Raw genomic sequence first — 20,871 nt, forward strand, 5'->3', positions numbered from 1 at the left:
GCGAGACCTGCTGATCCGGACGACCGGCACGTGCTCGCGGCGGCGGTCCGGGCTCGCGCCCAGGTGATCGTGACGAACAACGTCAAGGACTTCCCGCACGAAACCCTTCAGCAGTGGGACATCGACCTGAAAGACGCGGACGACTTCGTCTGCGACCAGATCGGGCTCGACGCGAAGGTCGTGTGGAGCTGCGCCCAGCAGATCGCGAACTCGTGGCGGACCCCTCCCGGGACGATCGAGGACGTCCTCGCTTCCCTCGAACGCTGTAGCCTGGTCCAGTCGGTGGCCGAACTCCGGGCGCTCTGAACAGTCATCTACCGTGAAGACGTGCGGTTCAAGTTCCTCCTCAAGCCGGGCTGGCTGGCGCTGACCCTGGCCGTCTGGGTGTTCGCGGGCGCCTGCGTCTACCTGCTGTCGCCGTGGCAGTTCGGCCGCAACGACGAGCGCCGGGCGCAGAACTCCGCCATCACCAAGTCGCTGGGGAGCGACCCCGCCCCGTACGGCGGGCGGCACGACGAGTGGCAGAAGGTCGAGCTCAAGGGCCGCTACCTGCCGGAGCTCGAGGCGCTCGCGCGGCTGCGCACGGTCCAGGGCGAGGCGGCGTTCGAGGTCATCACGCCGTTCGAGACCACCACGGGCCGCAAGGTGCTGATCGACCGCGGTTACGTGCGGCCGGTCAACGGCATCAAGCCGCCGGACTTCGCGGCGCCGCCGGCCGGCGAGGTCACGCTCATCGGGCTCGCGCGGCCCAACGAGTCGAACGACCAGCCCGCCTTCGCGCAGGACGGCCGCAGGCAGATCTACTCGATCAACAACGACGCGGTCGGCCAGGGCATCGAGCCCGGCTACTTCCAGCTGCTCGAGGGCCAGCCGGGCGTGACCGCCTCGCTGCCGCTGCCCCGGATCGAGTCCGGGCCGTTCTTCTCCTACGCGCTGCAGTGGATCGCGTTCGGCGTGATGGCGGTCGGTGGCTGGTTGTACTTCACGATCCGCGAGGCGAAGCCGGGTGGGGTGCTGCACGAGAGCAGCACGAAGAAGCGCAAGAAGTCGATCGCCGAGCTACTTGCGGAAGAGGGCGATGAAGGCGCTGACGACGCCCGCCCCGAACCCGACGACGCGGGACAGCTCCACGGCACGCGTCACGTGCCCTGAGTCCGGGTTGCGGCCGTGGCCCAGCACCGGGCGTTCCTCGACGCCGTGCGAGTAGGCGGTGCGGCCGCCGAGCCTGATCTCCAGGGCTCCGGCGAACGCCGCCTCGACCTGGCCCGCGTTGGGCGACGGGTGCGCTGACGCGTCACGGCGCCAGGTCTGCAGCGCCTGCGAGGCCGAGCCGCCGACGACCGGGGCGCCGCCGACGGTGAGCAACGCGGCCAGCCGGGAGGGCACGAGGTTCAGCAGGTCGTCCAGGCGCGCCGAGGCCCAGCCGAAGCGCAGGTAGCGGGGCGAGCGGTGGCCGACCATCGCGTCGAGCGTGTTGGCCGCCCGGTACCCCAGCAGCCCGGGAACGCCGGAGACGGCACCCCAGAACAGCGGCGCCACGACGGCGTCCGAGGTGTTCTCCGCCACGGACTCGACGGTCGCGCGCGCCAGGCCGGTGGTGTCGAGCCGGGCCGCGTCACGGCCGCAGAGGTTCGGCAGCCGGTCGCGGGCCGCCTCGATGTCGCCGGCCGCGAGCTCGCGGCCCATGGACGTGCCCTCGGTGGCCAGCGAGTTGCCGCCGAGCACCACCCAGGTCGCCGCACCGGTCGCCAGGGCCTGCGTCAGCCAGTGGCGGCGCGCGGCGCGTTCCACGGCCACTCCCAGGGCTACGGTGCCGCCCACGAGAACAGCGGAGTACGCGGCACCGGCGGCCTGCGAGTCGGCGTACAGGCGCTTCTCCAGCGCCGCCGCGGACGAACCGAACGCCGCCACCGGGTGAAATCGGCGTGGATCGCCGAACACCGCATCCGCGGCGACGCCCAGCAACAACCCCAACGCGCGACCCGCGCCCACGGCATCCTCCCCAGCTCGTCGAAGGCACGGTAGCGCCGGGCCGGGTCGGCGCGCGCATTAGGGTGGCCGGTCGTGGAGCACAAGCGGCTGAAGCTGTACGCCTACCTGGACGCGCGCGATCACCAGCGCACGTACCTGGCGATCATGCGGCTGTTCACCTCCACGCTGCTGGCCGACCTGTCCGCGGGTGAGGTCGCGGGAGCGCTGGCGGGACAGGAGCGCGAGGGCCGCGTCGAGCAGGGCGAGTCGCGCATCGAGAACGTCATCAACCGCCTCAGGCAGCTGGTCGAGTGGGGCAACCTCGTCCAGGGCCGGCGCGAGGTCGTCGCGGCCAGCATCGCCGAGTTCCAGCACGGCAGCGTCCGCTACCAGGTCTCGAAGCTCGCCGTCCGCGTCCAGCGCGACGTCGACGAGCTGCTGCGGGTGCCGGAGGGCGCCCGCGAGGTCTCCCGCGAGCTGCTCCCCGCCATCGAACGCGGTCTCAACGAGCTGGGCGGAACCCTGAGCGTCGCGCTGCTCAACGAGGGCGACAAGACGAAGGAGCTGCTGGCCGAACGCGTCACCACGCTGTTCCTGCAGCACGCCGAGCTCGCGGCGACCGTCCGCGACTTCTACGCCTACCTCGGCCAGGTCGTCACGAGGAACCACCTGGCGCCCGAGGAGATCGCGGGCTTCCGGAACCTGCTGGTCGAGTACATCCAGCGGGTCGTCGAGGACGTCCTGAAGTTCACACCGCCGATCGCCGCGGCCCTCGCCGGTCTCGCGAAGGCCCGCGCGGAGCTGCTCAGGCTGCTCGGCACCGACCTCGGCCACCACGTCGAACGCGCCCGCGGCCGCACGCCGGAGGACTGGCAGGAGCTGACGGACTGGTTCGTCGACCGCCCCGGCCGCCCGAGCCAGGTGACGGCGCTGCGCGAGGCGACGGCCCGCGCGATCGGCAGCCTGCTGGCGAGCGTGAAGCGCGCGACGTCCGGCGGCGGCCTGCTGCCCGGCCGGCGTGCCGAGCTGCTCAAGCTCGCGGTCTGGTTCGACAGCTCCACCCGCGAGGAGGCGCACGAGATCTACGCCTCCGCGTTCGGGCTCTACAGCTCCCGCCACCTCTCCCCCGCGCCGGAGCACGACTCCGACAACGAACGCACGCCGTGGCGCGACGGCCCGGTCTGCGACGTGACCGTGTCGGTCCGGAGCAGGGGTGACCGCGGCGGCCGCGGCAGGCCGTCCCGGATCCTCGACGACCCGATGACCGAGCAGTCGCTGCTCGCGGAGGCCCGGGAGGCGGACGAGGTCCGCGCCCGGCACGTCGCCGAACTGACCCGGGCGGCGGGCGACCTGGAGAACGCCACGCTCACGCACGGCGCGCTGGAGGTGTTCTGCGAGCTGCTGACGCTCGCGATGGCCCAGCGCGACTCCCCGCAGGACGCCGGTTCGGCCAGCGACCCCGTGCGAGGCCTCGCGCTGGAGATCGCCCACGGCACCACGACCCGGATCAGGTCCGCCGCCGGAACGCTCACCCTGCACGACGCGACGGTGGCCCTGAGGCGATGAACCACTTCGACAACCTCTCCGAGATCGACGCCGCGAACGTGGTGCGGTGCGCACGAACGTTGCTGCGCAGGCCTTTGCTGCGCTCCGACGGCCCCGACGGCGAGCTGCTGGGCCTCGTCTACCGGCACCGGGCGACGTTGCAGGACCTCTTCGCGGGCCTGCTCGGCTACCGCCTCGTCGTGGAACGCCGGTTCGCGCGCCTCTACAAGTCGGGCCCCGGCGAGGACGACACGCGCGGCGTGCTCGGCATGTCCCCGCGCGGCTACGCCTACCTGGCGCTGACGCTCGCCGTGCTGACCGGCACCGGCCGCCAGACGCTGCTGTCCCGGCTCGTCGCCGACATCCGTTCCGCCGCGGTGGAAGCGGGCATCGGCGCACCGGACGACGTCACCGAACGGCGTGCGCTCACCTCGGCCCTGCGCCACCTCGTCTCCCTCGGCGTGCTCCACGAGACCGAGGGCTCGGTCGCGCAGGACCTGCTGCCGCAGGAAGCCCTGATCACGATCGACACCGACCTGCTGGGCCAGCTCGTGACGGGCCCGGTCGGCGAGGCGCGGAGCCCGGCGCACCTCGTCGAGCTGGCGGCGCGTCCCGGTCCGCGCGGCGTCGAGCACGCGGTGCGGCGCAAGCTCGTCGAGACGCCGCTGGTGCTGTACGCGGACCTGCCGGACGACCAGGCGGAGTGGTTGCGGCGCAACCAGCGCAAGGAGACGGCGTTGCTGGAGCAGGCGTTCGGCCTGCACACCGAGTGCCGGGTCGAGGGCGTGCTGGCCGCCGACCCGGAGGAGTTCCTGACCGACCTGTCGTTCCCCGGCGTCTCGACGGTCGCGCGCATCACGTTGCTCGCGCTGCCCGAGCTCCTCGACGGCGAGGAGGAGGTCGCGCCCGCACGGCACGTCGTCACGACCGGCCGCATCCGCGAGGTGTGCGCCGGTCTGGTCGAGGACTACCCCGCCGCGTGGTCGAAGCAGTTCACCGACGACCTCGACCGCCTGGTCGCCGAGGTGACGGAGCTGTTGCGCCGCATGGGTCTCGCCGCGAAGACCGGCGAGGACGCGTGGGCGGTCAGCGCGGCCGCGCACCGCTGGCTGCCGTCGCCCGACGGCGACCCGGAACGAGAACAACCCGAACCCGTTGTGGTGCGAGAAGTGCCGAGCTGGTCCCTGTTCGACGAGGAGAACGTTTCATGAGCAGGTGGCGGCTGCACCGCGGCGGCGTGGTCAACATCTGGCAGTACACCGAGCAGACGTTCGACTTCTCCGGTGGCCGCGCGATCTTCCAGGGCACCAACGGCTCCGGCAAGTCCCGCACGCTCGAGCTGCTGCTCCCGCTGTGCCTGGACGGCGACCTGCGCCAGCTCGGCTCGAAGGGCTTCGACACCGTCAGCCTGCGGCGCCTCATGCTGGACGACTACGACGGCGGCCCGAACCGCATCGGCTACGCGTGGGTCGAGCTGATCCGCGAGGCCGCCGACCACAGCGGCAACGAGTACCTGACGTGCGGCCTGGGCGTGAAGGCGTCGAAGACCTCGCAGGCGATCACGGACTCGTGGCGCTTCGTCACGCCCCTGCGCGTGGGCGCGGAGCTGCAGCTCGCGGGCCCGGAACGCGTCCCGCACGGCCCGGCCCAGCTGCGCGACCTCATCGGCGCGGACTGCATGTTCGAGGAGCCGGCGTTCCGCGCGAAGGTCGCCGAGACTGTCTACGGCGTGCCCGCGGCCCGCTACGGCGACCTGCTGCACCTCCAGCGGACGCTGCGCAACCCGGACGTCGGCCTGAAGGTGCTGGAGGGCCAGCTGGAGCAGATCCTCTCCGACGCGCTGCCGCCGCTGGACCAGGCGATGGTCGAGCAGCTGGCGACGTCGTTCGACGACCTGGAGTCGATCCGCGAGAACATCGTGCGCCTGTCCTCAGCGGACAGTGCGCTGGGCACGTTCCTCAAGACCTACCGGGACTACGCGTTCGGCGGTCTGCGCTCGGCCTCCGAACGGCTGGAGGCCGCCGAGAAGTCCGTGGCGAAGCTCCAGCGCGAGCAGGCGAAGCTGACGCAGGAGCTCGACGTCACGCGGGTGGAGCGCGCGGCGGCCGAGCAGGCCCTCGCCGGCATGGAGACCGGCGAGCAGCAGGCCGAGGAGACCATCGCGGCGCTGAAGGAGCTGCCGGCGTTCCGCGACCTGCAGGACCTCAAGACGCGCGAGAACCTGGTGGCGGAGAAGCGTTCCTCCGCCGTCGCCGCTCTCGAGACGGCGCAGCGCCAGCGCGCCCGGGAGGACGCGGCCGTCGACACCGTGCTGCGGCTGCTGCGGCGGCTGGCGGAGGACCTCCAGGCCGCGGACGCGCTGAGCGACCCGCTGCGCGAGAACCTGCGCCTGGCGGGCATGGACGCCGGCCTGGCGCCGGAGGTGCCGCAGGTCCCGGCGGCCGAGGCCACGACGACGACGGACGCCGTGCGCGCCAAGCCGGATCCGGAGGCCGGGCCGCTGCCGGTCGAACGCCGCGTGCCGCCCGCCGCCGCCACCGAGGACGTGCTGGCCGCACTGGACTCGGTGGTCGACCAGGCCGCCGGCATCGTCTCCCTGGCACGTCAGCGGGGTGCGCTCGCCCTGGCGCTGCACGAGCAGGCACTGGCCCTGGACGCGCAGCAGCGCGAGGTGGAGTCGTTGCGGCAGAAGGCCCGCGACTCCCAGCTCGGCGCGACCGAGTCGACGTCGCTGCGCAACCAGGAGGCGCAGGAGCTCGCCGAGGTCGTGCGGGCCTGGCTGGAGCAGGTCGAGGTGTGGGCGTCGAGCGGCCCGCTGCACGACGAACGTCCCGCCGAGGCGCTGCGGCTGCCCGGGACCGCCGATCCGGCCGCCGCGAAGGAGCTGAGCGCGGCCGCACGCGAGTGGGCGGCACCGCTGGTGCGGAAGGCCCGCGACGCCGCGCACGCCTTCACGCAGCAACGCGCCGAGCTGCGCGCCCGCCTGGACGCGCTGGACGAGGAACTGGTCGGGCTGCGGTCGGGCGACGAGCGCGTGCCGGTGCCGGGGCAGTACGTCTCCGCGAACCGCGACGCCTCCCAGGGCGCGCCGTTCTACCGCCTGGTCGACTTCGCGCCGTCGCTGACCGACGCCGACCGCGCCGGACTGGAGGCCGCGCTGCAGGCGAGCGGCCTGCTCGACGCCTGGGTGACGCTGGCGGACACCGAGCTGAACGACGTGCTGGCCGTGGCGAGCTCACCGGTCGGCGGCCGCACCCTCGCGGACGTGCTCGTGCCCGCGGTCGAGGGTTCACCGGTGCCGGAGGGGTTCGTCGCGGACCTGCTGCGGGCGGTGTCGCTGGACGACCGGGACACGTTGAGCCTCACCACGGACGGCGTGTGGCGCTCGGGCGTGCTGACCGGCCGCTGGACCAAGCCGGAGGCCGAGTTCATCGGCGCGGGCGCACGGCAGGCGGCCCGTGACCGGCGCATCGCCGCGCTCGAAGAGGAACTCGCCGATCTCCGGGCCCGGCTCGGCACCGCCGAGGACGAGCTGGCCCGCGCCCACGAGCACGTCGCCACCTGGGAGGCGCACCTGGCGGCGTTCCCCGGCGACGGCGAGCTGATCGCGAAGCACAGCCGCGTCCAGGCCGCCGAGGAGTCGGCCGCGCGGTCGCGGCAGCGCACGTTCGAGCTGCGGGAGGCGCTGGAGGACGCCGGTTCCCGGTTGGAGGCGGCGCGGTCGGAGCTGACCCGCCAGGCCGGTGACGCCGGGCTGCCCCCGGACACCGAGGCGCTGCGGCAGGCCCGCGCGGCCGCGGGTGAGGCCCGGCGGACCGCCGACCTGCTCGGCGACGCGGTGAGGAGGCGCTGCCGGGAAACGATCTCCGACCTCACCGACGCCTCGCACCGCTACCACGAGGCCGTCGCCGAGCGGCAGGCCGCGGAGGCCGACGCCGACAGCCGCTGCGTCGACCACGCGGCCCAGGCCGGCACCCTCGCCGAGCTCACCGACGCGGTCGGCGGTGAGGCCAGGGAGATCAGCGAGCAGCTCACGTCGCTGGAGAGGTCGCGCAGGAAGATGCGCGAGGACCTCAAGGGCGTGCGCGAGAGCATCACGACCGCGCGCGAGCAGGCGGCGAAGCTGGAAGCGTTGCTGGAGACCAACACCACGCAGGTCGCCGAAGCCGCCGAGGCGAAGCAGCGGGCGAGCGCCAACTTCACGGCGGCCGTGCGCGCGCCGGGGTTGGTCGCGGCCGCGTTCCCGGACCGGGAGGGCGCCGGCGACGAGGCGTCGGTGCGGGCGTCGATCGCGGAGACCCCGGACCGCCGCGGCGGCACCGAGGCGACCGTGATCGCGAAGCTGCAGGCGTTGCAGACCTCGCTGGCGGGAAGCCACGACATCGCCGCCGAGCACCACGCGGGCCTGCTGACCGTGACGGTGACCGGCGAGGAGGGCGCGAAGCCCGTCGCCGTCGCCGCCCGCCAGGTCACGACGAAGCTGGCCGAGCAGCGCGGGTTCCTCGACGAGCGCTACCAGGGCATCTTCGCCGACTACCTGATCCGCGACCTGGCCGAGTGGCTGCGCGGCCAGATCACCGTCGCCGAGGACCTGACCAAGCGCATGAACGAGGTCCTCGGCCAGGCCCGCTCCAGCCAGGGCGTGCACGTCAAGCTGGCGTGGAAGTCGTCCGGTGCCCTGGACGACTCGACGCGGCAAGCGCTTGCGCTCGTGCGGCTGCCGTTCGGCGAACGCACGCCCGAGCAGGACGCCACGCTGCGCCGCGTCTTCACCGAACGGATCGAGAACGAGCGCGACACGCACTCCGGCGGCTACGCCGAGATCCTGTCGCGCGCCCTCGACTACCGCACGTGGCACCAGTTCACCGTGACCGTCGCCGACACGGGCCCGGACGGCAACCCGCGCGAACGGCGGCTGCGGCAGCTCTCGTCCGGCGAGACCCGCCTGATCTCGTACGTGACGCTGTTCGCGGCCGCCGCGAGCTTCTACGACGCCGTGAGCGACGAGTTCGACCCGCTGCGGCTGGTGCTGCTCGACGAGGCCTTCGAACGCCTCGACGACCCGACCATCGCGCGCATGCTGGGCCTGCTGGTCGACCTCGACATGGACTGGGTGATCACCTGGCCGAGCGGCTGGGGCGTGTCCGACAAGATCCCGCGCATGCACATCTACGACGTGCTGCGGCCCAAGAACGGTCGTGGTGTCGCGTGCACGCAGACCACGTGGGACGGCGCGGCCCTGGACCGGGTCGACCCCTAGGAGGGCACCTCGGTGTTCAACGGGGCCGCGACCTCGCGCACCGTGACGGCACCCGGTCCGTCGCGCGATCTCCCGGGCGGCGTCGACCGCCCCCTCCGGGAGGCCTAGGTTGGGGTGGTGACCGAGTACGACCGCCCCGAGCTCGAAGCCTTCTGGCGCCTCGCCCGCGAGACGGTGGAGGGTGGCGGCCGCTCGGCGTTCAGCTTCCGCGTCGAGGACGCGGAGACCGCCACCGCCCTCGGTGAGCTGCTGCGCAAGCCGATCGCCCACCCGGCACGCCGGCAGATCTCGCTGGCACGCCTGGACGAACACCTCCGCGCGCACGGCAGCACGTTGCCCGAGGTGCTGGAGTCGGTGCACGGCAGGCCGATCGGCCTGTCCACCACCCAGGAGGCCTCGACGGCCGGTGCCGTGCTGAGGTTCGCCCTGCGCGAGCACGGGCTGCTCAACGAGCCGTGGGCCGCCGAGTGGATCGAGCACGTGCGCCGGTACGGCAAGATCCCGCAGCCCGCGCTGCCGATGATCGCGAACCAGGCCGCGGCGATCCTCGCCCGGCTGCGCCCGGAGCCGCGGCGGTGGACGACGCGTTTCGCGTTGGCGGGCAACGACCTCGACGACGGCAGGCCGCTCACGCGGATCGTCCACAGGGCGCTGTCGCTGGCGGGGCTCGACTGGGAGCGGGCCGGGGTGCTCCGCGACGCCTACGGCGACCCGGTCCTGACCTCGCGGGGCTACCTGACGCTGAACGACACCCTCGAGGCGGACGAGGTCACCGTCGTCCGCAACCCCCGCCTGCTCGAGTCCGGCCTGCCCGGCCCGCTGGTGGTGCTCCCGCACGGCCTGACGCCGCAGGCGAAGCACCACCTGGACGGCAAGACCGTGCTGTGCCACAACGACTTCACGCCGGACGGCATCCGGGTCGTGAACGAGGTCCTCGCCTGGACCGGTGGAACGGCGTGGCGGATGTCCTCAGCCGACTACCGGGGGGCCGTCGCCACGCTGATCGCACGCGGCGTGGAGCTGCCGACGCTGAACAGCCGCCCGGTGGAGGCGAGCTGGGACCCCGACCTCGCCGCGACCTTGGCCACCACCGGGCTGGTGGTCACCGAGGAGCACGTGCTGCCGTCACTGCTCTGACGGTGCGAACCTCTTCACGTCCCACCGGTCGTGCCCCTCCATCAGCTTGCGCCCGATCCGCCGCAGGTCGGCGAGGTCGCGCTCGCTGAGCAACTCGGTGAACTCCTCGGCCAGTGACGCCCGGTAGACCCGCGCCGTCGTCCCCACGCACGCCTCCTCGCCCTCAGGCGTGAGCACCGCGATGACCAGCCGCCGGTTGTCCGCGGGCTGCTCCCTGCTCACCCAACCGCGCTGGACCAGCCGTTCGACCAAGCGCGTCACACCGGACGGGCTGACGTCGAGCAGCTCGACGAGCTCGGACATCTGCAGCCGACCGCCGTTGTGGTGAAGCTGGTAGAGCGCCACGTGTTCCAGCAACGAGCACCCGGCCTCGGCCTCCATGCGCCGCCCCAGCGCGGCCTTCACGGCGTCCACGCCCTGCTGCACGTACAGCCACGAATAGATCGGCTCCGTCACCACCTCATCCTAAAACACGTTTGACGGAGAGATGTTTTCACGCTCAAATGTTGAGCATGAAAACCTCAGTGGACGTCACCGTCGTCGGCGCGGGCCCGGTCGGCCTCCTGCTGGCCTGCGAACTGGCCCTCCAGGGCGTCCGCACCACCGTGCTGGAACGCCTGACCGCCCAGGCGGACACCATCAAGGCCCAGATGATCAGCGGCCTGACCCGTCAGATGCTCGGCATGCGCGGCCTGGGCCCCGCGATCGACGCCGCGAGCGAGGAGGAGGCGGACCGCCTCGCGTGGAACCCGCGGCGCTCCACCGGCCACTTCGCGGGACTGTTCAAACTGGACGGTCTGCCGCTGGTGATGCTGTCGCAGCAGGCGTTGGAACGGATCCTCGAAGCCCGCGCCCTCGACCTGGGCGTGGAGATCCGCCGCGGCGTCGAGGTCACCGACCTCGGCCTGGGCTCGGAGTACGTGGTGGGCTGCGACGGCGGCCGCAGCACCGTCCGCCGGCTCGCGGGCTTCGACTTCCCCGGCACCGGCCCCACCCTGACCGGCTACCAGGCGGTCGTCGACCTGGAGGGCGACCTCCCGCACGGCTGGCACCGCACCCCGCGGGGCGTCCACGCGTCAGGTCCGTTGCAGGGCCGCGTCATGCTCATCGAGTACGACGGTCCGCCGGCGACGCGCGACGTGACCCGCGAGGCGCTGGAAGCCGCGTTGCGCCGGGTGAGCGGCCGCGACGTCCGGATCACGCACGTCCACACCGCCACCACCTGGACCGACAACACCCGCCAGGCCACCACTTACCGCCGCGACAACGTCCTGCTGGCGGGCGACGCCGCCCACGTGCACTCGCCGTTCGGCGGCCAGGGCCTCAACCTGGGCCTGCAGGACGCCCTCAACCTGGGCTGGAAGCTCGCCACCGGGGACTCCGCGCTGATCGACACCTACACCGCCGAACGCCATCCGGTGGCCGACCGCGTGCTGCGCAACACCCTGGCCCAGGTGGCGTTGACCCGCCCCGACCCCCGGTCCCGCGAACTTCACTCCCTGATGAGCGACCTGCTCGACCTGCCGGAGGTGAAGGCGCGGATCTCGGCGATGGTGCAGGGCACCGACATCCGCTACGAGACCGGGTGCGACCACCCGCTGGCGGGCACGTTCCTGCCTGGGCTCGACCTCGCCGACGGCAAGGGCGCCACGACCGCGGTCGACGGCCGGGAAGCGGTGGTCCGCCCCGACGGGTACATCGCGCGAGTCGGGCGATGAGCCGCGGCCGGGGCGACCGAACGGCTAGGCCTCGGCGCCCGACCAGCTCTGCAGCATCCGGAACGCGATCGACGCACCACCGGCGAGGCCGAGGCCCGGAACGCTGCCCGGTTCCTCGATGGCTCGCCGCACGTCCGCCCGCGAGACCCACTTGGCCTCGGCGATCTCGCCCTCCGCGAGCCGCAACGGCTCGGCGGGGTCGGCCACCGCCTCGAACCCGATCATCAGCGACCGCGGGAACGGCCACGGCTGGGAGCCGAGGTAGCGGATGTCGTGGACGGCGACCCCGACCTCCTCGTCGATCTCGCGCGCCACGCAGGCCTCCAGCGACTCGCCCGCCTCGACGAAGCCGGCGAGGACGGAGAACCGCCCTTCCGGCCACTCCGGGCCGCGGGCCACCAGGACCTGGTCGGCGCCGTCGTGGACCAGGCAGATCACCGCGGCGTCGGTGCGCGGGTACTCCTCGCGGCCGCATCCCGAGCACACCGACGTCCAGCCGGACTTCTCCAGCACGGTCCGCGCGCCGCACTTGGCGCAGTACTTGCCGAGGCGGTGCCACTGGAACAGCGCGGCGGCGGTCGTGAGGAGGCCCGTCCCCAGGTCGTCCAGGGTCGCGCCCGCCTGCCGCAGGTCGAGCCACTGCGGCTCGTCCGTGAGCTCCGGCGGGCCCCAGGCGCGGCCGGCCGGTGCCGCCTCGCCCTCCTCGGCGGGCATCAGGACGGCGAAGTACGCCACGCCGTCCTGCTCACCCAGCAGGACGGCGTGCACGGGCGGCTGGTCGCCGAACTCGACGGCCGGGCGGTCGACCACCCGCGTGCCGCGGTCGGCGACCAGGGTGCGGCCGCGCGTGTCGACGACCAGCATGCGCGCCTTGGGCCAGAGCGCGGCGAGCTTCTCGTCGTCGCCGCGCAACGGCTCGCACCTGTCGACCGCGGACCGCGACAGCGCGGGCAGACCGGCCAGTTCGAAGCTCACCGGGACGAGACCTCGCCCAGGTCGACCCCACCCAGGGCCGCGAGCTTCGGCTCGAGCTGCTCGGCGTCGCCGACGAGCACACCGGTGAAGTTCGCCGGCGCGAAGAACTCCAGCGCGGCCGCGGCCACCTCCTCGGCGGTGACGGCGGCGAGGCGCTGCGGGTGCGCCACGAGCCAGTCGATGCCGAGCCCCAGCGCGACGAGGTTCACGAGGAACGACGCCAGGCCGGACTGCGAGGACGTGCTGGTGAGCAGCGTGCCGACGGCGTAGCTGCGCGCGGTGTCCACTTCGGACTGCGACGGCGGCACGAGGCCGAGCCGCGCGAGCTCGTAGCGGGTCTCGAGCAGCGCCGCGGCCGTCACGTCGGACGCCGTGTCCGCGTCGATCAGCAGCGTCGCGCCGTGGACGGTGAACTCCGGGTGCGAGCGGGCGCTGTAGGTGTAGCCCTTGTCCTCGCGGATGTTCTCGACGAGCCGCGAGGAGAAGAACCCGCCGTAGACGAGGTTCGCGAGCTGCAGCGCCGGGTAGCGCGGGTCGGTGCGCGGGATCGCCTGCGCGGCGAGGCGGATCTGCGACTGCACGGCACCGGCGCGGTGCACGAGCTTCACGTCGCCGCCGGACACCTCGGGCAGCGGCGGCAGCTGGACGGCCTCGCCGTCGCCCTGCCACGCGGCCAGCGCCTCGCCGATGCGGGTCACGGCCTCGGACGGCTCGACGTCGCCGACCACCACGAGGACGGAGCCACGCGGCAGCAACGCCTTGCCGTGCAGCGCCACCACGTCCTCACGGCTGACGTTCGCGACCTCGTCCGCCTCGGGCATCTCCTTGGCGTACGGGTGGTCGCCGTACAGCAGCGTCTGCAGCGCCTCGCGGGCGATGACGTTCGGCTGCGACCGGGCGAGGGCGATGCGCTCGACGAGGCGGGCCCGCTCGCGCTCCACCTCCTCCGCCGGGTACGACGCCGAGGTCAGCACGTCGCGCAGCACGTCCAGGACGGTGTCGAGACCCGTGGCCAGCGCGTTGCCGGTGATGCTCAGCCGCTCCGGGTCGACGACGGCGTCGAGTTCGCCGCCGACGAGCGCCAGCTCGGTGTCGATCCGCACGCGGGACCGGGACCCGGTGCCGGTCAGGACGGTGTTCGCGAGGACCTCGGCGATCGCGGAGTGCTGCGACCCGGCGCTGGAGCCCGACGGGTCCGCGAACGGGACGCGCAGCCGCAGCTCGACCATCGGCACGGTGGCCCGGCGGACCGCGATCACGCGCAGGCCGTTCGGCAGCGTCGTGTCTACAGTGGACAGTTCGGCGGCCGCCTCCTGGGTGCCCAGCTCGGGCAACGGGCGCGGGCCCGCCTCGGTGCGTCCGATCTCCTCGGCGGACCGGTGGGTCTTGCTCCCCGAAGTAGAGGTCGAGGCGGTCACTGGGTTCCTCCGGTGGGCTTGACGAAGAGAAGGGCGCGGGAGTCGGGACGCAGCGCCTTGGCCGCGGCCGACACCTCGTCCACGGTCACGGAGGCGATCCGCTCGGGCAGTTCGTAGATGAGCTCGGCGCGGCCGAACAGCAGCTCCGCCGAGCCGAGGCCCAGGGTGCGGTTCGTGAGCCGGTCGTGCTCCTTGTGCATGGTCGACGCCCAGCGGGCGGTGACCTTCGCGAGCTCCTCGGCCGACGGCGGCTCCTGCGCGAGCTTCTGCAGCTCCTCGTCGATGGCCTCGATGACCCGGGAGGCCTCGACCTCCGGCGTGTGGATCGCGGTGATGCTGAAGGTGTCGGGGTCGCGGGCCTCGAGCGGGCCGAACAGGCCGCAGCCGGCGTTCAGGTCGATCACGATGCCCTCGCGGTGCACGAGGCGCTGCTGCAGGCGCGAGCTGTCGCCGTCGGTCAGCACGCCGGCGAGCACCAGGTACGCGAGGTAGCCGTCGATGTCCGTCGTCGGGTCCGGCACGCGGTAGCCGATCGCGATCGCGGGCAGCGGGGCCAGCGCGTCGCCGTGCTCGTGGCGCACCTCGCCCTGCGGGGCCGGCTCGGCGAACGAGGGCCGCTCGGGCTTCGGCCGCGCGGGCACGTCGCCGAAGTGCTTCTCCACCAACGCCTTCGTGGTCTCGACGTCGAGGTCGCCCGCCACCGTCAGCACCGCGTTCGCCGGGCTGTAGTAGGTGTCGAAGAACTCCGCGCAGTCGTCGACCGTGGCGCTCTCCAGGTCGACGAAGTCGCCGTAGCCGTTGTGCGCGTTGGCGAACGTCTTGAACAGCACCGCGGGCAGGAGGATCCAGGGGAACCCGCCGTACGGGCGGTTCAGCACGTTGAGCCGGATCTCCTCCTTCACCACGTCGATCTGGTTGCGGAGGTTCTCCTCGGTGAGCTTCGGCGCCCGCATGCGGTCCGCCTCGAGGAACAGCGCCCGCTCCAGGGCGGCGCTCGGCAGCACCTGGTAGTAGTCGGTGTAGTCCGGGTGCGTGGACCCGTTGAACGTGCCGCCCGACGACTGCACGTGCCGGAAGTGGGCCAGCTTCTCCAGGCTCTCGCTGCCCTGGAACATGAGGTGCTCGAAGAGGTGCGCGAACCCGGTGCGCCCCTCCGGCTCGGAACGGAAGCCGACGTCGTAGTGCACGCTGACGCCGACGACCGGTGCGCTGGCGTCGGGGGCGAGCACCACCCGCAGGCCGTTGGGCAACGTGAACCTGTGCAGTTCGGGTGAGGCCATGCGGCAAGCCTACGGGTTCGGCGCCCGGAGCGATCGCAGGTGGCCTGCCTGGGCGAGCACGCCGTCGAGCGCCCCGAGGAACGCCGGGAAGCTGCGCCGGAAGTCCGTGCTGGTTCCCGAGTTGCCGTACCAGTAGAGGTCTTGGCGGCCGAACGCCGCCAGCCAGCGCTCGGTCTCGCCGAGCACCACCGCGTAGGGCAGCGACCGGGAGAACACCAGCTCGCGGTCGGCCTCGGGAACGTCTTCCGGTGTCACCCCGTGGAGGTACCCGCGCAGCCCGCGGACGTGCTCCAGCAGCTCGCTGCCGCGCTTGGTTCGGGCGGGCATCGACCGGGCGCCGAACGCGAGGGCGACGCCGCCGACGGCGACCGCGAGGCCGAACAGCGCGTTGCCGACCGTGAGCGCCAGCACGACCGTGGCCACCAGGCCCAGCACCGCGAGGCCGATGCCGACCCACCAGAACAGGCTGCGCTCGGCGTCGGGGCGGCGCACGAACCAGCGCTTCTCGACGACGTCGGCGTACAGCTCGTCGCGCACGCGGGCGAGGTCGACCTGACGGCCGCGCAGCTCCGACACCGTGACGGCGTCGGCGCCCTGCGGCAGGAGGACTTCGTAGACGGCCCTCTCGTACCCGGACAGCGAGGCGTCGGCGGGGTTGCGGCGCACGATCTGCCAGTCGTGGCCGAAGCCGTCCTCCTGGCGCACCTCCGCGATCCACAGGTAGTTGCGGACGGCGAGGTCGATGACCGTGGCGGTCACGTCGACGACGTCCACGTGCTCGTCGACGACCGTGCCGACCTGGCCGGGCAGCACGCCGTCGGGTGAGGCGAACGCGACCCGGCCACCGGCGTCGCGGACCAGCACGGAGACCGCGCCGACCTCGCTCGCGAGCGCCGCCGCGTCCCGGCCGCGCAGGTACCAGAGCAGGGCGACGCCGCCGAGCAGCAGCACCAGCAGCCCGCCGAGCGCGGCACCGCTGATCGGCGTCAGCGCGAACGCGGCCGCGAGCCCGGACTGCTCGACCACGACGGCGTTGGGCGGCACGACGCCCGCGGACAGTCCGATCGCGACGTCGACGCGTTCACCGGCGCCGAGCTTGATCTCCTGTGCGCGCACGCCCTTGCCGTCCGCGAGGTCCGCGCTCGTGCAGGGCTGCGACGAGCCGACGGGGCCGGCGAGGCAGTTGACCGACGTCGGGGAGTCCGGTGCGGAGAACGAGACGGAGACCTTGTCGAGCTCGGTGTCCCAGCCGCCCGCGACCTGCCAGCGGACCTCCAGCGCGTCGCCGACGGGGGCGACGGCGCCGACGACCGTGTAGGTCAGCGTGCTCTGGCCGCCCTCGAACGTGGCGGAGAACTCGTCGTCGCCGACGGTGGTGCCGCCCCTGCCCTCGACCTTGGCGTCGGTGACCTCGTAGCGGCGCTCCAGGTCGTTGCCGACCGCGAGTCGCAAGGGGACGGTCCGCTTGACGGTCGTGCCGTCCGGGACCTGGACGGTCTCGGTGACGGAGAGCCGGGAGTCGCGCTCCAGCTTCATCCGCACCTCGGTGCTGACCGTGCCGGGAAGCGGCTGCGCGAGCGCGCCGGCGGTCGTGCCCGTGGACGTGGCGGACGTCAGCGCGACGGCGACGAAGATCGCCGCACCCCAGTTCTTCAACACGGCTGCGGACAATAGCGGAGTCCTCATATGCTCCGGCGGACTTTCGAACAGACGCCAACTGGGGGATTTTCGGCGATGACGCAACCACCGCCGCCGGGCTACCGGCCGCCACCACGCCCGGTGGGGCCGCCTCCCGTGCCCGCTCCGCCGCCGTACGGACCGCCGATGCGTCCCCGTCCGGTCCAGGGCCCGCCGCCCGGTACGCGTCCGCCGATGGGACCGCCTCCTCCTTACGGCGCTCCTCCCGCGTACGCGCCGCCGCCCGGCCGTGCGCCGCTGCCACCGCCACGCCCGATGATGCCGCCGCCGCGTCCCGTGATGCCGCCGCCGGCGTGGGGTCAGCCGCACCCCGGCGGGTTCGGACGGCCGCCGTACCCGGTGATGCCTCCGCCGCGCCGCAGCGGCAGCGGCCCGGTCCTGGCCCTCGTGCTCGGCGGTGTCGTGGTCCTCGGCCTCGGCGCGATCGGCGTCTTCGCGGCGACGATGAACAACAAGGTGCGGGACGCGGGCTACTCGAACTACACGACGTACAGCCCGACTTACTCCTCCCCTGCCACGACGACCAGGACCACCACGACGACGAGCAGGAGCACGACGTCCCCGAAGACGTCGACGCAGCCGGCGCCGGTGGGGCCGAAGGCCGTCTACAAGCTCGCCGACCACCCGATCTTCGCCACCAACGTCGGCGCGAACGACCTCGACTCGTGCCCGTTGCCGAAGATGGAGTACAACCCGGCGGGCGAGCAGCGGTTCCTCGCGGCCGCGCTGCCGTGCATCGAGAAGGCGTGGCAGCCCGCGCTGAAGGCGGCGAACCTGCCGTACCAGCCGGTGGAGCTGCAGGTGTTCACCGGGACGACGCAGACGCCGTGCGGTTCGCGGCAGGCCAACTCGACGGCGATGTTCTGCCGCGGCGTCATCTACTGGCCCGGCAACTTCTACTCCAGCGAGGGCGGCACGACGATCCGGCACCCCGGCGTCTACCTCGGCCAGCTCGGCCACGAGTACGGCCACCACGTCCAGTGGCTCACCGGCATGCTCCGCGCCGCCGACCAGGCCCAGTACGACGTCGGCGGGTTCGACACCCCGAAGGGCCTGGAGCTCAACCGCAGGCTCGAGCTGCAGGCGACCTGCCTCGGCGGCATGACGCTCGCGCCGTTCTCGCACAAGGGCATCGTCCCGATGGACGTCGTGAACACCGGTCTGAGTGACGCGGGCAAACGCGGTGACTACAACCGCAGGCCCGACCACGGCAGCGCGCCCAACAACGAGCGCTGGGTCATGCACGGCCACCGGCAGAACAACATCAAGGCGTGCAACACCTGGGCGGCGAGCCCCGGCGACGTCTCGTGAACCGGTCCCCCGGCCCGCGCGTCTCGAGGTCGTGGACAGGACGCGTTAGCCCGGTCGGGGGACGCGTGATCTCGCTCCGCCTATGCTCGTACCCGACCCAGGACGACCAATGGGGGGACCTCAGGCGATGACGCAACCACCGCCGCCGGGCTCATGGCCGCCGCCGCGCCCGGTCGGCCCGCCGCCGATGCCCGCACCGCTCGGGCAGCGTCCGCCCCAGGGCCCCCCGCCCCCGTACGGGATGCCTCCGCAGGGCCCGCCGCCCGCGCGGTACGCCCAGTACGGGCCTCCTCCGCCGCCCGGCCAGGTCATGCCGCCGCCGCAGCCGTCGTGGGGCACGCCTCCCGGTGGTTACGCGCCGTACCCGATGGGCCCGCCGCCGCCCCGCAAGAACAACGGCCCGATGATCGCCCTGATCCTGGGCGGTGTGGTGGTCCTCGGTCTCGCGGCGGTCGGCGTCTTCGCGGCGACGCTGAGCAGCAAGGTGAAGGACACGGGCTACTCGAACTACACGACGTACAGCCCGACGTTCGGGGCGCAGACGACGACGGACGCCCCCACGACCACGACGGCTCCCTCACGCGCGACGCCGTCGCGCGCCCCGTCCACGCCGGCGACCCCCGCGGGGCCGAAGGCCGTCTACGCGCTCGCGGACCACCCGTTCCTCAAGGCGAACTTCGGCGCGACCACGATCCCGGGCTGCGCGCTGCCGGCGATGGACTACTCCCCCGCGGGCCAGGACCGGTTCCTGCGCGCGGCGCTGCCGTGCATCGAGAACATGTGGAAGCCCGCGCTGCAGGCGGCGAACCTGCCGTACCAGCCGGTCGAGCTGCACATCGTCACCGAGACCGCCCAGTACCCGTGCGGCACGGTCCGCCCGGACCAGACCGCGCGCTACTGCCAGGGCGGCATCTACTGGACGGCGAACGCCTACGCCGCCGAGCGCAACCCCAACAACCCCAACCACCCCGGCAAGTACTTGGGCCAGCTCGCCCACGAGTACGGCCACCACATCCAGTGGCTCACCGGGATGCTCAAGGCGTCGGACCGCGCGCAGTACGACGCGGGAGGGTGGGATACTCCGAAGGGCCTCGACCTGAACCGCCGGATGGAGCTGCAGGCGACGTGCTTCGGAGGCATGACGCTCGCGCCCCTGTCGCACGGAGCGATCCCGATCGACGTGATCAGGGTCGGCCTGACCGACGCGGGCAACCGGGGTGACTACGACATCTACCCGACGAAGGACCACGGCACACCGCAGAACAACTCGAACTGGGTCGACCGGGGCTACCGGTCGAACAAGGCGTCCGAGTGCAACACCTGGGCCGCCGACCCGGCTTCGGTCTCCTAGGAAGGGGAGAGCGTGACCCCACCGGCCAAGAACAACCCGGTCCTGTTCGCGGGAGTGTTCGTGCTGGTGGTCGCGTTCGTCCTCGGAATCGGTCAACTGAGCCGTCCCGCGGTGGTGACGGGGCACGCGCTGGCGGGCTCACGGCCGGCGCCCGCCGCCTCGACCGAGCCGACGACCCCGATCCGCCCGAGGGCCGTCTACCGGCTGGCGGACCACCCGTTCCTCGTCAAGCCGGTCTCGGTGCCCCCGGTGACCTGCACGTTGCCGCCGTTCGGCACGTCGGACCAGCAGCTGGCCGCCTACTACGCGGCCGGCGTGGAGTGCCTCGACACGGCCTGGGGCCCGCTGCTGTCGTCGGTGAACCTGCCGTTCGACAAGCCGGTGCTGGACGCGTCGCCGGAGCTGAAGGACGGCCCGTGCGGCGCCGCCCCGGAGTCCGGGCACGCGGTGGCGTACTACTGCGGCCGCAACCGCACGATCTACATGCCGACGTCCCGGCTGCGCGACAACGGCGGCGGTGAGGCCCCGGCCACGCACCTGGCCACGCTGTCGCACGAGTACGGCCACCACGTGCAGGCGCTCACCGGCATGCTGCGGGCGGCGGACCTGAAGATCATCGACGCGGGCGAGAAGACCCCGGCGGGCCTGGAGATGTCGCGGCGGATCGAGCTGCAGGCCAACTGCCTCGCGGGCATGTTCCTGGCGTCCGCGGCGGGCCGGGGGTCGCTGACGGCGAACCTCGCGCGCCAGGCGCAGGAGGACTTCCAGTTCGCGATCGAGGAGAAGCCCGAGAACAACGCCCACGGCTCGGCGAAGAACCAGGCGAACTGGGCGTCGGCGGGCTTCCGGGCGAACTCGACGGACGCCTGCAACACGTTCTCGGCGCCCGCGGCGCAGGTCGCCTAGCTGTACTTGGTCATGAGGTTGGTGACTGAACGCGGCTGATGGGTGGGTGCCCGTCGAGTGCGGAGTGACTGCGTTCAGTGTTGTAGTGCTCAAGCCAGGGCGCCAGTGCTGCGGATCGGGTGGGGTTGTCGAGGAAGACCTGGCGGTAGGCCCACTCGGTCTGCAGGGTTCGGTTGAACCGCTCGACTTTGCCGTTCTGCCAGGGACAGTGCGGCTTGATGGTCTTGTGCCGAGCGCCGATCGCGGCCACGGCGGCGGCGAAGTCGCGGGAGATCAGATAGTTCTTGGCGTTGTCGGTCAG

Annotated in this window: 17 protein-coding genes; 10 read left to right on the forward strand and 7 right to left on the reverse strand. The window is 72.6% G+C overall.

Annotated elements, in window-relative coordinates; all coding sequences use genetic code 11:
* Window positions 1–30: 30 nt before the first annotated feature.
* On the forward strand, window positions 31–306 hold the full coding sequence (locus BLQ91_RS37135) for a VapC50 family PIN domain-containing toxin (RefSeq protein WP_090104860.1): 276 nt from the start codon (window positions 31–33) through the stop codon (window positions 304–306).
* A 21-nt stretch (window positions 307–327) separates the two neighbouring features.
* On the forward strand, window positions 328–1,152 hold the full coding sequence (locus tag BLQ91_RS37140; RefSeq protein WP_090104861.1) for an SURF1 family cytochrome oxidase biogenesis protein: 825 nt from the start codon (window positions 328–330) through the stop codon (window positions 1,150–1,152).
* On the opposite strand, the gene BLQ91_RS37145 is transcribed toward BLQ91_RS37140, so the two are convergent.
* Window positions 1,060–1,992 (reverse strand): cobalamin biosynthesis protein, encoded by a 933-nt coding sequence (locus tag BLQ91_RS37145; RefSeq protein WP_090104862.1) that lies wholly within the window; start codon window positions 1,990–1,992, stop codon window positions 1,060–1,062. The two genes, BLQ91_RS37140 and BLQ91_RS37145, sit on opposite strands and share 93 nt — an antisense overlap.
* Window positions 1,993–2,064: 72 nt before the next feature.
* Here BLQ91_RS37145 and BLQ91_RS37150 point away from each other — a divergent pair, with 72 nt between their 5' ends.
* The 4 genes from BLQ91_RS37150 (at window position 2,065) to BLQ91_RS37165 (ending at window position 9,913) form a co-directional block, all read left to right on the forward strand.
* The gene (locus tag BLQ91_RS37150) at window positions 2,065–3,537 is read left to right on the forward strand and encodes a DUF2397 domain-containing protein (protein WP_090104863.1); all 1,473 of its coding nucleotides are present in this window, start codon (window positions 2,065–2,067) and stop codon (window positions 3,535–3,537) included.
* Window positions 3,534–4,727 (forward strand): TIGR02678 family protein, encoded by a 1,194-nt coding sequence (locus BLQ91_RS37155; RefSeq protein ID WP_090104864.1) that lies wholly within the window; start codon window positions 3,534–3,536, stop codon window positions 4,725–4,727. The genes BLQ91_RS37150 and BLQ91_RS37155 overlap by 4 nt, the downstream gene beginning before the upstream one ends.
* Entirely contained in the window at window positions 4,724–8,776 is a 4,053-nt protein-coding gene (locus BLQ91_RS37160; protein ID WP_090104866.1) for a TIGR02680 family protein, read from the forward strand. Before BLQ91_RS37155 ends, BLQ91_RS37160 begins: the two co-directional genes overlap by 4 nt.
* A gap of 117 nt (window positions 8,777–8,893) precedes the next feature.
* On the forward strand, window positions 8,894–9,913 hold the full coding sequence (locus BLQ91_RS37165; protein WP_176960164.1) for a DUF2399 domain-containing protein: 1,020 nt from the start codon (window positions 8,894–8,896) through the stop codon (window positions 9,911–9,913).
* Here BLQ91_RS37165 and BLQ91_RS37170 read toward each other — a convergent pair.
* Window positions 9,902–10,369: a MarR family winged helix-turn-helix transcriptional regulator gene (locus tag BLQ91_RS37170; protein ID WP_143023017.1), complete on the reverse strand. Its 468-nt coding sequence runs from the start codon at window positions 10,367–10,369 to the stop codon at window positions 9,902–9,904. The genes BLQ91_RS37165 and BLQ91_RS37170 overlap by 12 nt on opposite strands.
* Before the next feature lie 56 nt (window positions 10,370–10,425).
* Between BLQ91_RS37170 and BLQ91_RS37175 the strand changes: the two genes are divergently transcribed.
* Complete coding sequence (locus BLQ91_RS37175) at window positions 10,426–11,631, forward strand: FAD-dependent monooxygenase (RefSeq protein ID WP_176960165.1); 1,206 nt, start codon at window positions 10,426–10,428, stop codon at window positions 11,629–11,631.
* A gap of 24 nt (window positions 11,632–11,655) precedes the next feature.
* Here BLQ91_RS37175 and nudC read toward each other — a convergent pair whose 3' ends face one another.
* From nudC to BLQ91_RS37195, 4 genes are read right to left on the reverse strand one after another with little or no spacing between them, the layout of a single operon-like run.
* Window positions 11,656–12,606: an NAD(+) diphosphatase gene (gene nudC / locus BLQ91_RS37180; protein ID WP_090104874.1), complete on the reverse strand. Its 951-nt coding sequence runs from the start codon at window positions 12,604–12,606 to the stop codon at window positions 11,656–11,658.
* The gene (locus BLQ91_RS37185) at window positions 12,603–14,024 is read right to left on the reverse strand and encodes a M16 family metallopeptidase (protein ID WP_090104876.1); all 1,422 of its coding nucleotides are present in this window, start codon (window positions 14,022–14,024) and stop codon (window positions 12,603–12,605) included. The genes nudC and BLQ91_RS37185 overlap by 4 nt, the downstream gene beginning before the upstream one ends.
* Window positions 14,021–15,304 carry a M16 family metallopeptidase gene (locus BLQ91_RS37190; protein ID WP_090104878.1) on the reverse strand — a complete coding sequence of 428 codons (1,284 nt, stop codon included), beginning with the start codon at window positions 15,302–15,304 and terminating at the stop codon, window positions 14,021–14,023. Before BLQ91_RS37190 ends, BLQ91_RS37185 begins: the two co-directional genes overlap by 4 nt.
* A gap of 9 nt (window positions 15,305–15,313) precedes the next feature.
* The gene (locus tag BLQ91_RS37195) at window positions 15,314–16,963 is read right to left on the reverse strand and encodes a DUF2207 domain-containing protein (protein ID WP_090104881.1); all 1,650 of its coding nucleotides are present in this window, start codon (window positions 16,961–16,963) and stop codon (window positions 15,314–15,316) included.
* Window positions 16,964–17,128: 165 nt separating this feature from the next.
* Here BLQ91_RS37195 and BLQ91_RS37200 point away from each other — a divergent pair, with 165 nt between their 5' ends.
* From BLQ91_RS37200 to BLQ91_RS37215, 3 genes are all read left to right on the forward strand, one after another.
* Window positions 17,129–18,313 (forward strand): neutral zinc metallopeptidase, encoded by a 1,185-nt coding sequence (locus BLQ91_RS37200; RefSeq protein WP_281199886.1) that lies wholly within the window; start codon window positions 17,129–17,131, stop codon window positions 18,311–18,313.
* Between the two features lie 127 nt (window positions 18,314–18,440).
* Entirely contained in the window at window positions 18,441–19,664 is a 1,224-nt protein-coding gene (locus BLQ91_RS37210; RefSeq protein ID WP_245734225.1) for a neutral zinc metallopeptidase, read from the forward strand.
* A 12-nt stretch (window positions 19,665–19,676) separates the two neighbouring features.
* A complete protein-coding gene (locus tag BLQ91_RS37215) occupies window positions 19,677–20,570 on the forward strand; it encodes a neutral zinc metallopeptidase (protein ID WP_090104885.1) in 894 nt (297 codons plus the stop codon).
* Between the two features lie 10 nt (window positions 20,571–20,580).
* Here BLQ91_RS37215 and BLQ91_RS37220 read toward each other — a convergent pair.
* The coding region (locus tag BLQ91_RS37220; protein ID WP_245734227.1) for an integrase core domain-containing protein at window positions 20,581–20,871 on the reverse strand (291 nt) is incomplete at its 5' end.

Origin of the sequence: Lentzea jiangxiensis (assembly GCF_900104175.1) — a bacterium.
Classification (GTDB): domain Bacteria; phylum Actinomycetota; class Actinomycetes; order Mycobacteriales; family Pseudonocardiaceae; genus Lentzea; species Lentzea jiangxiensis.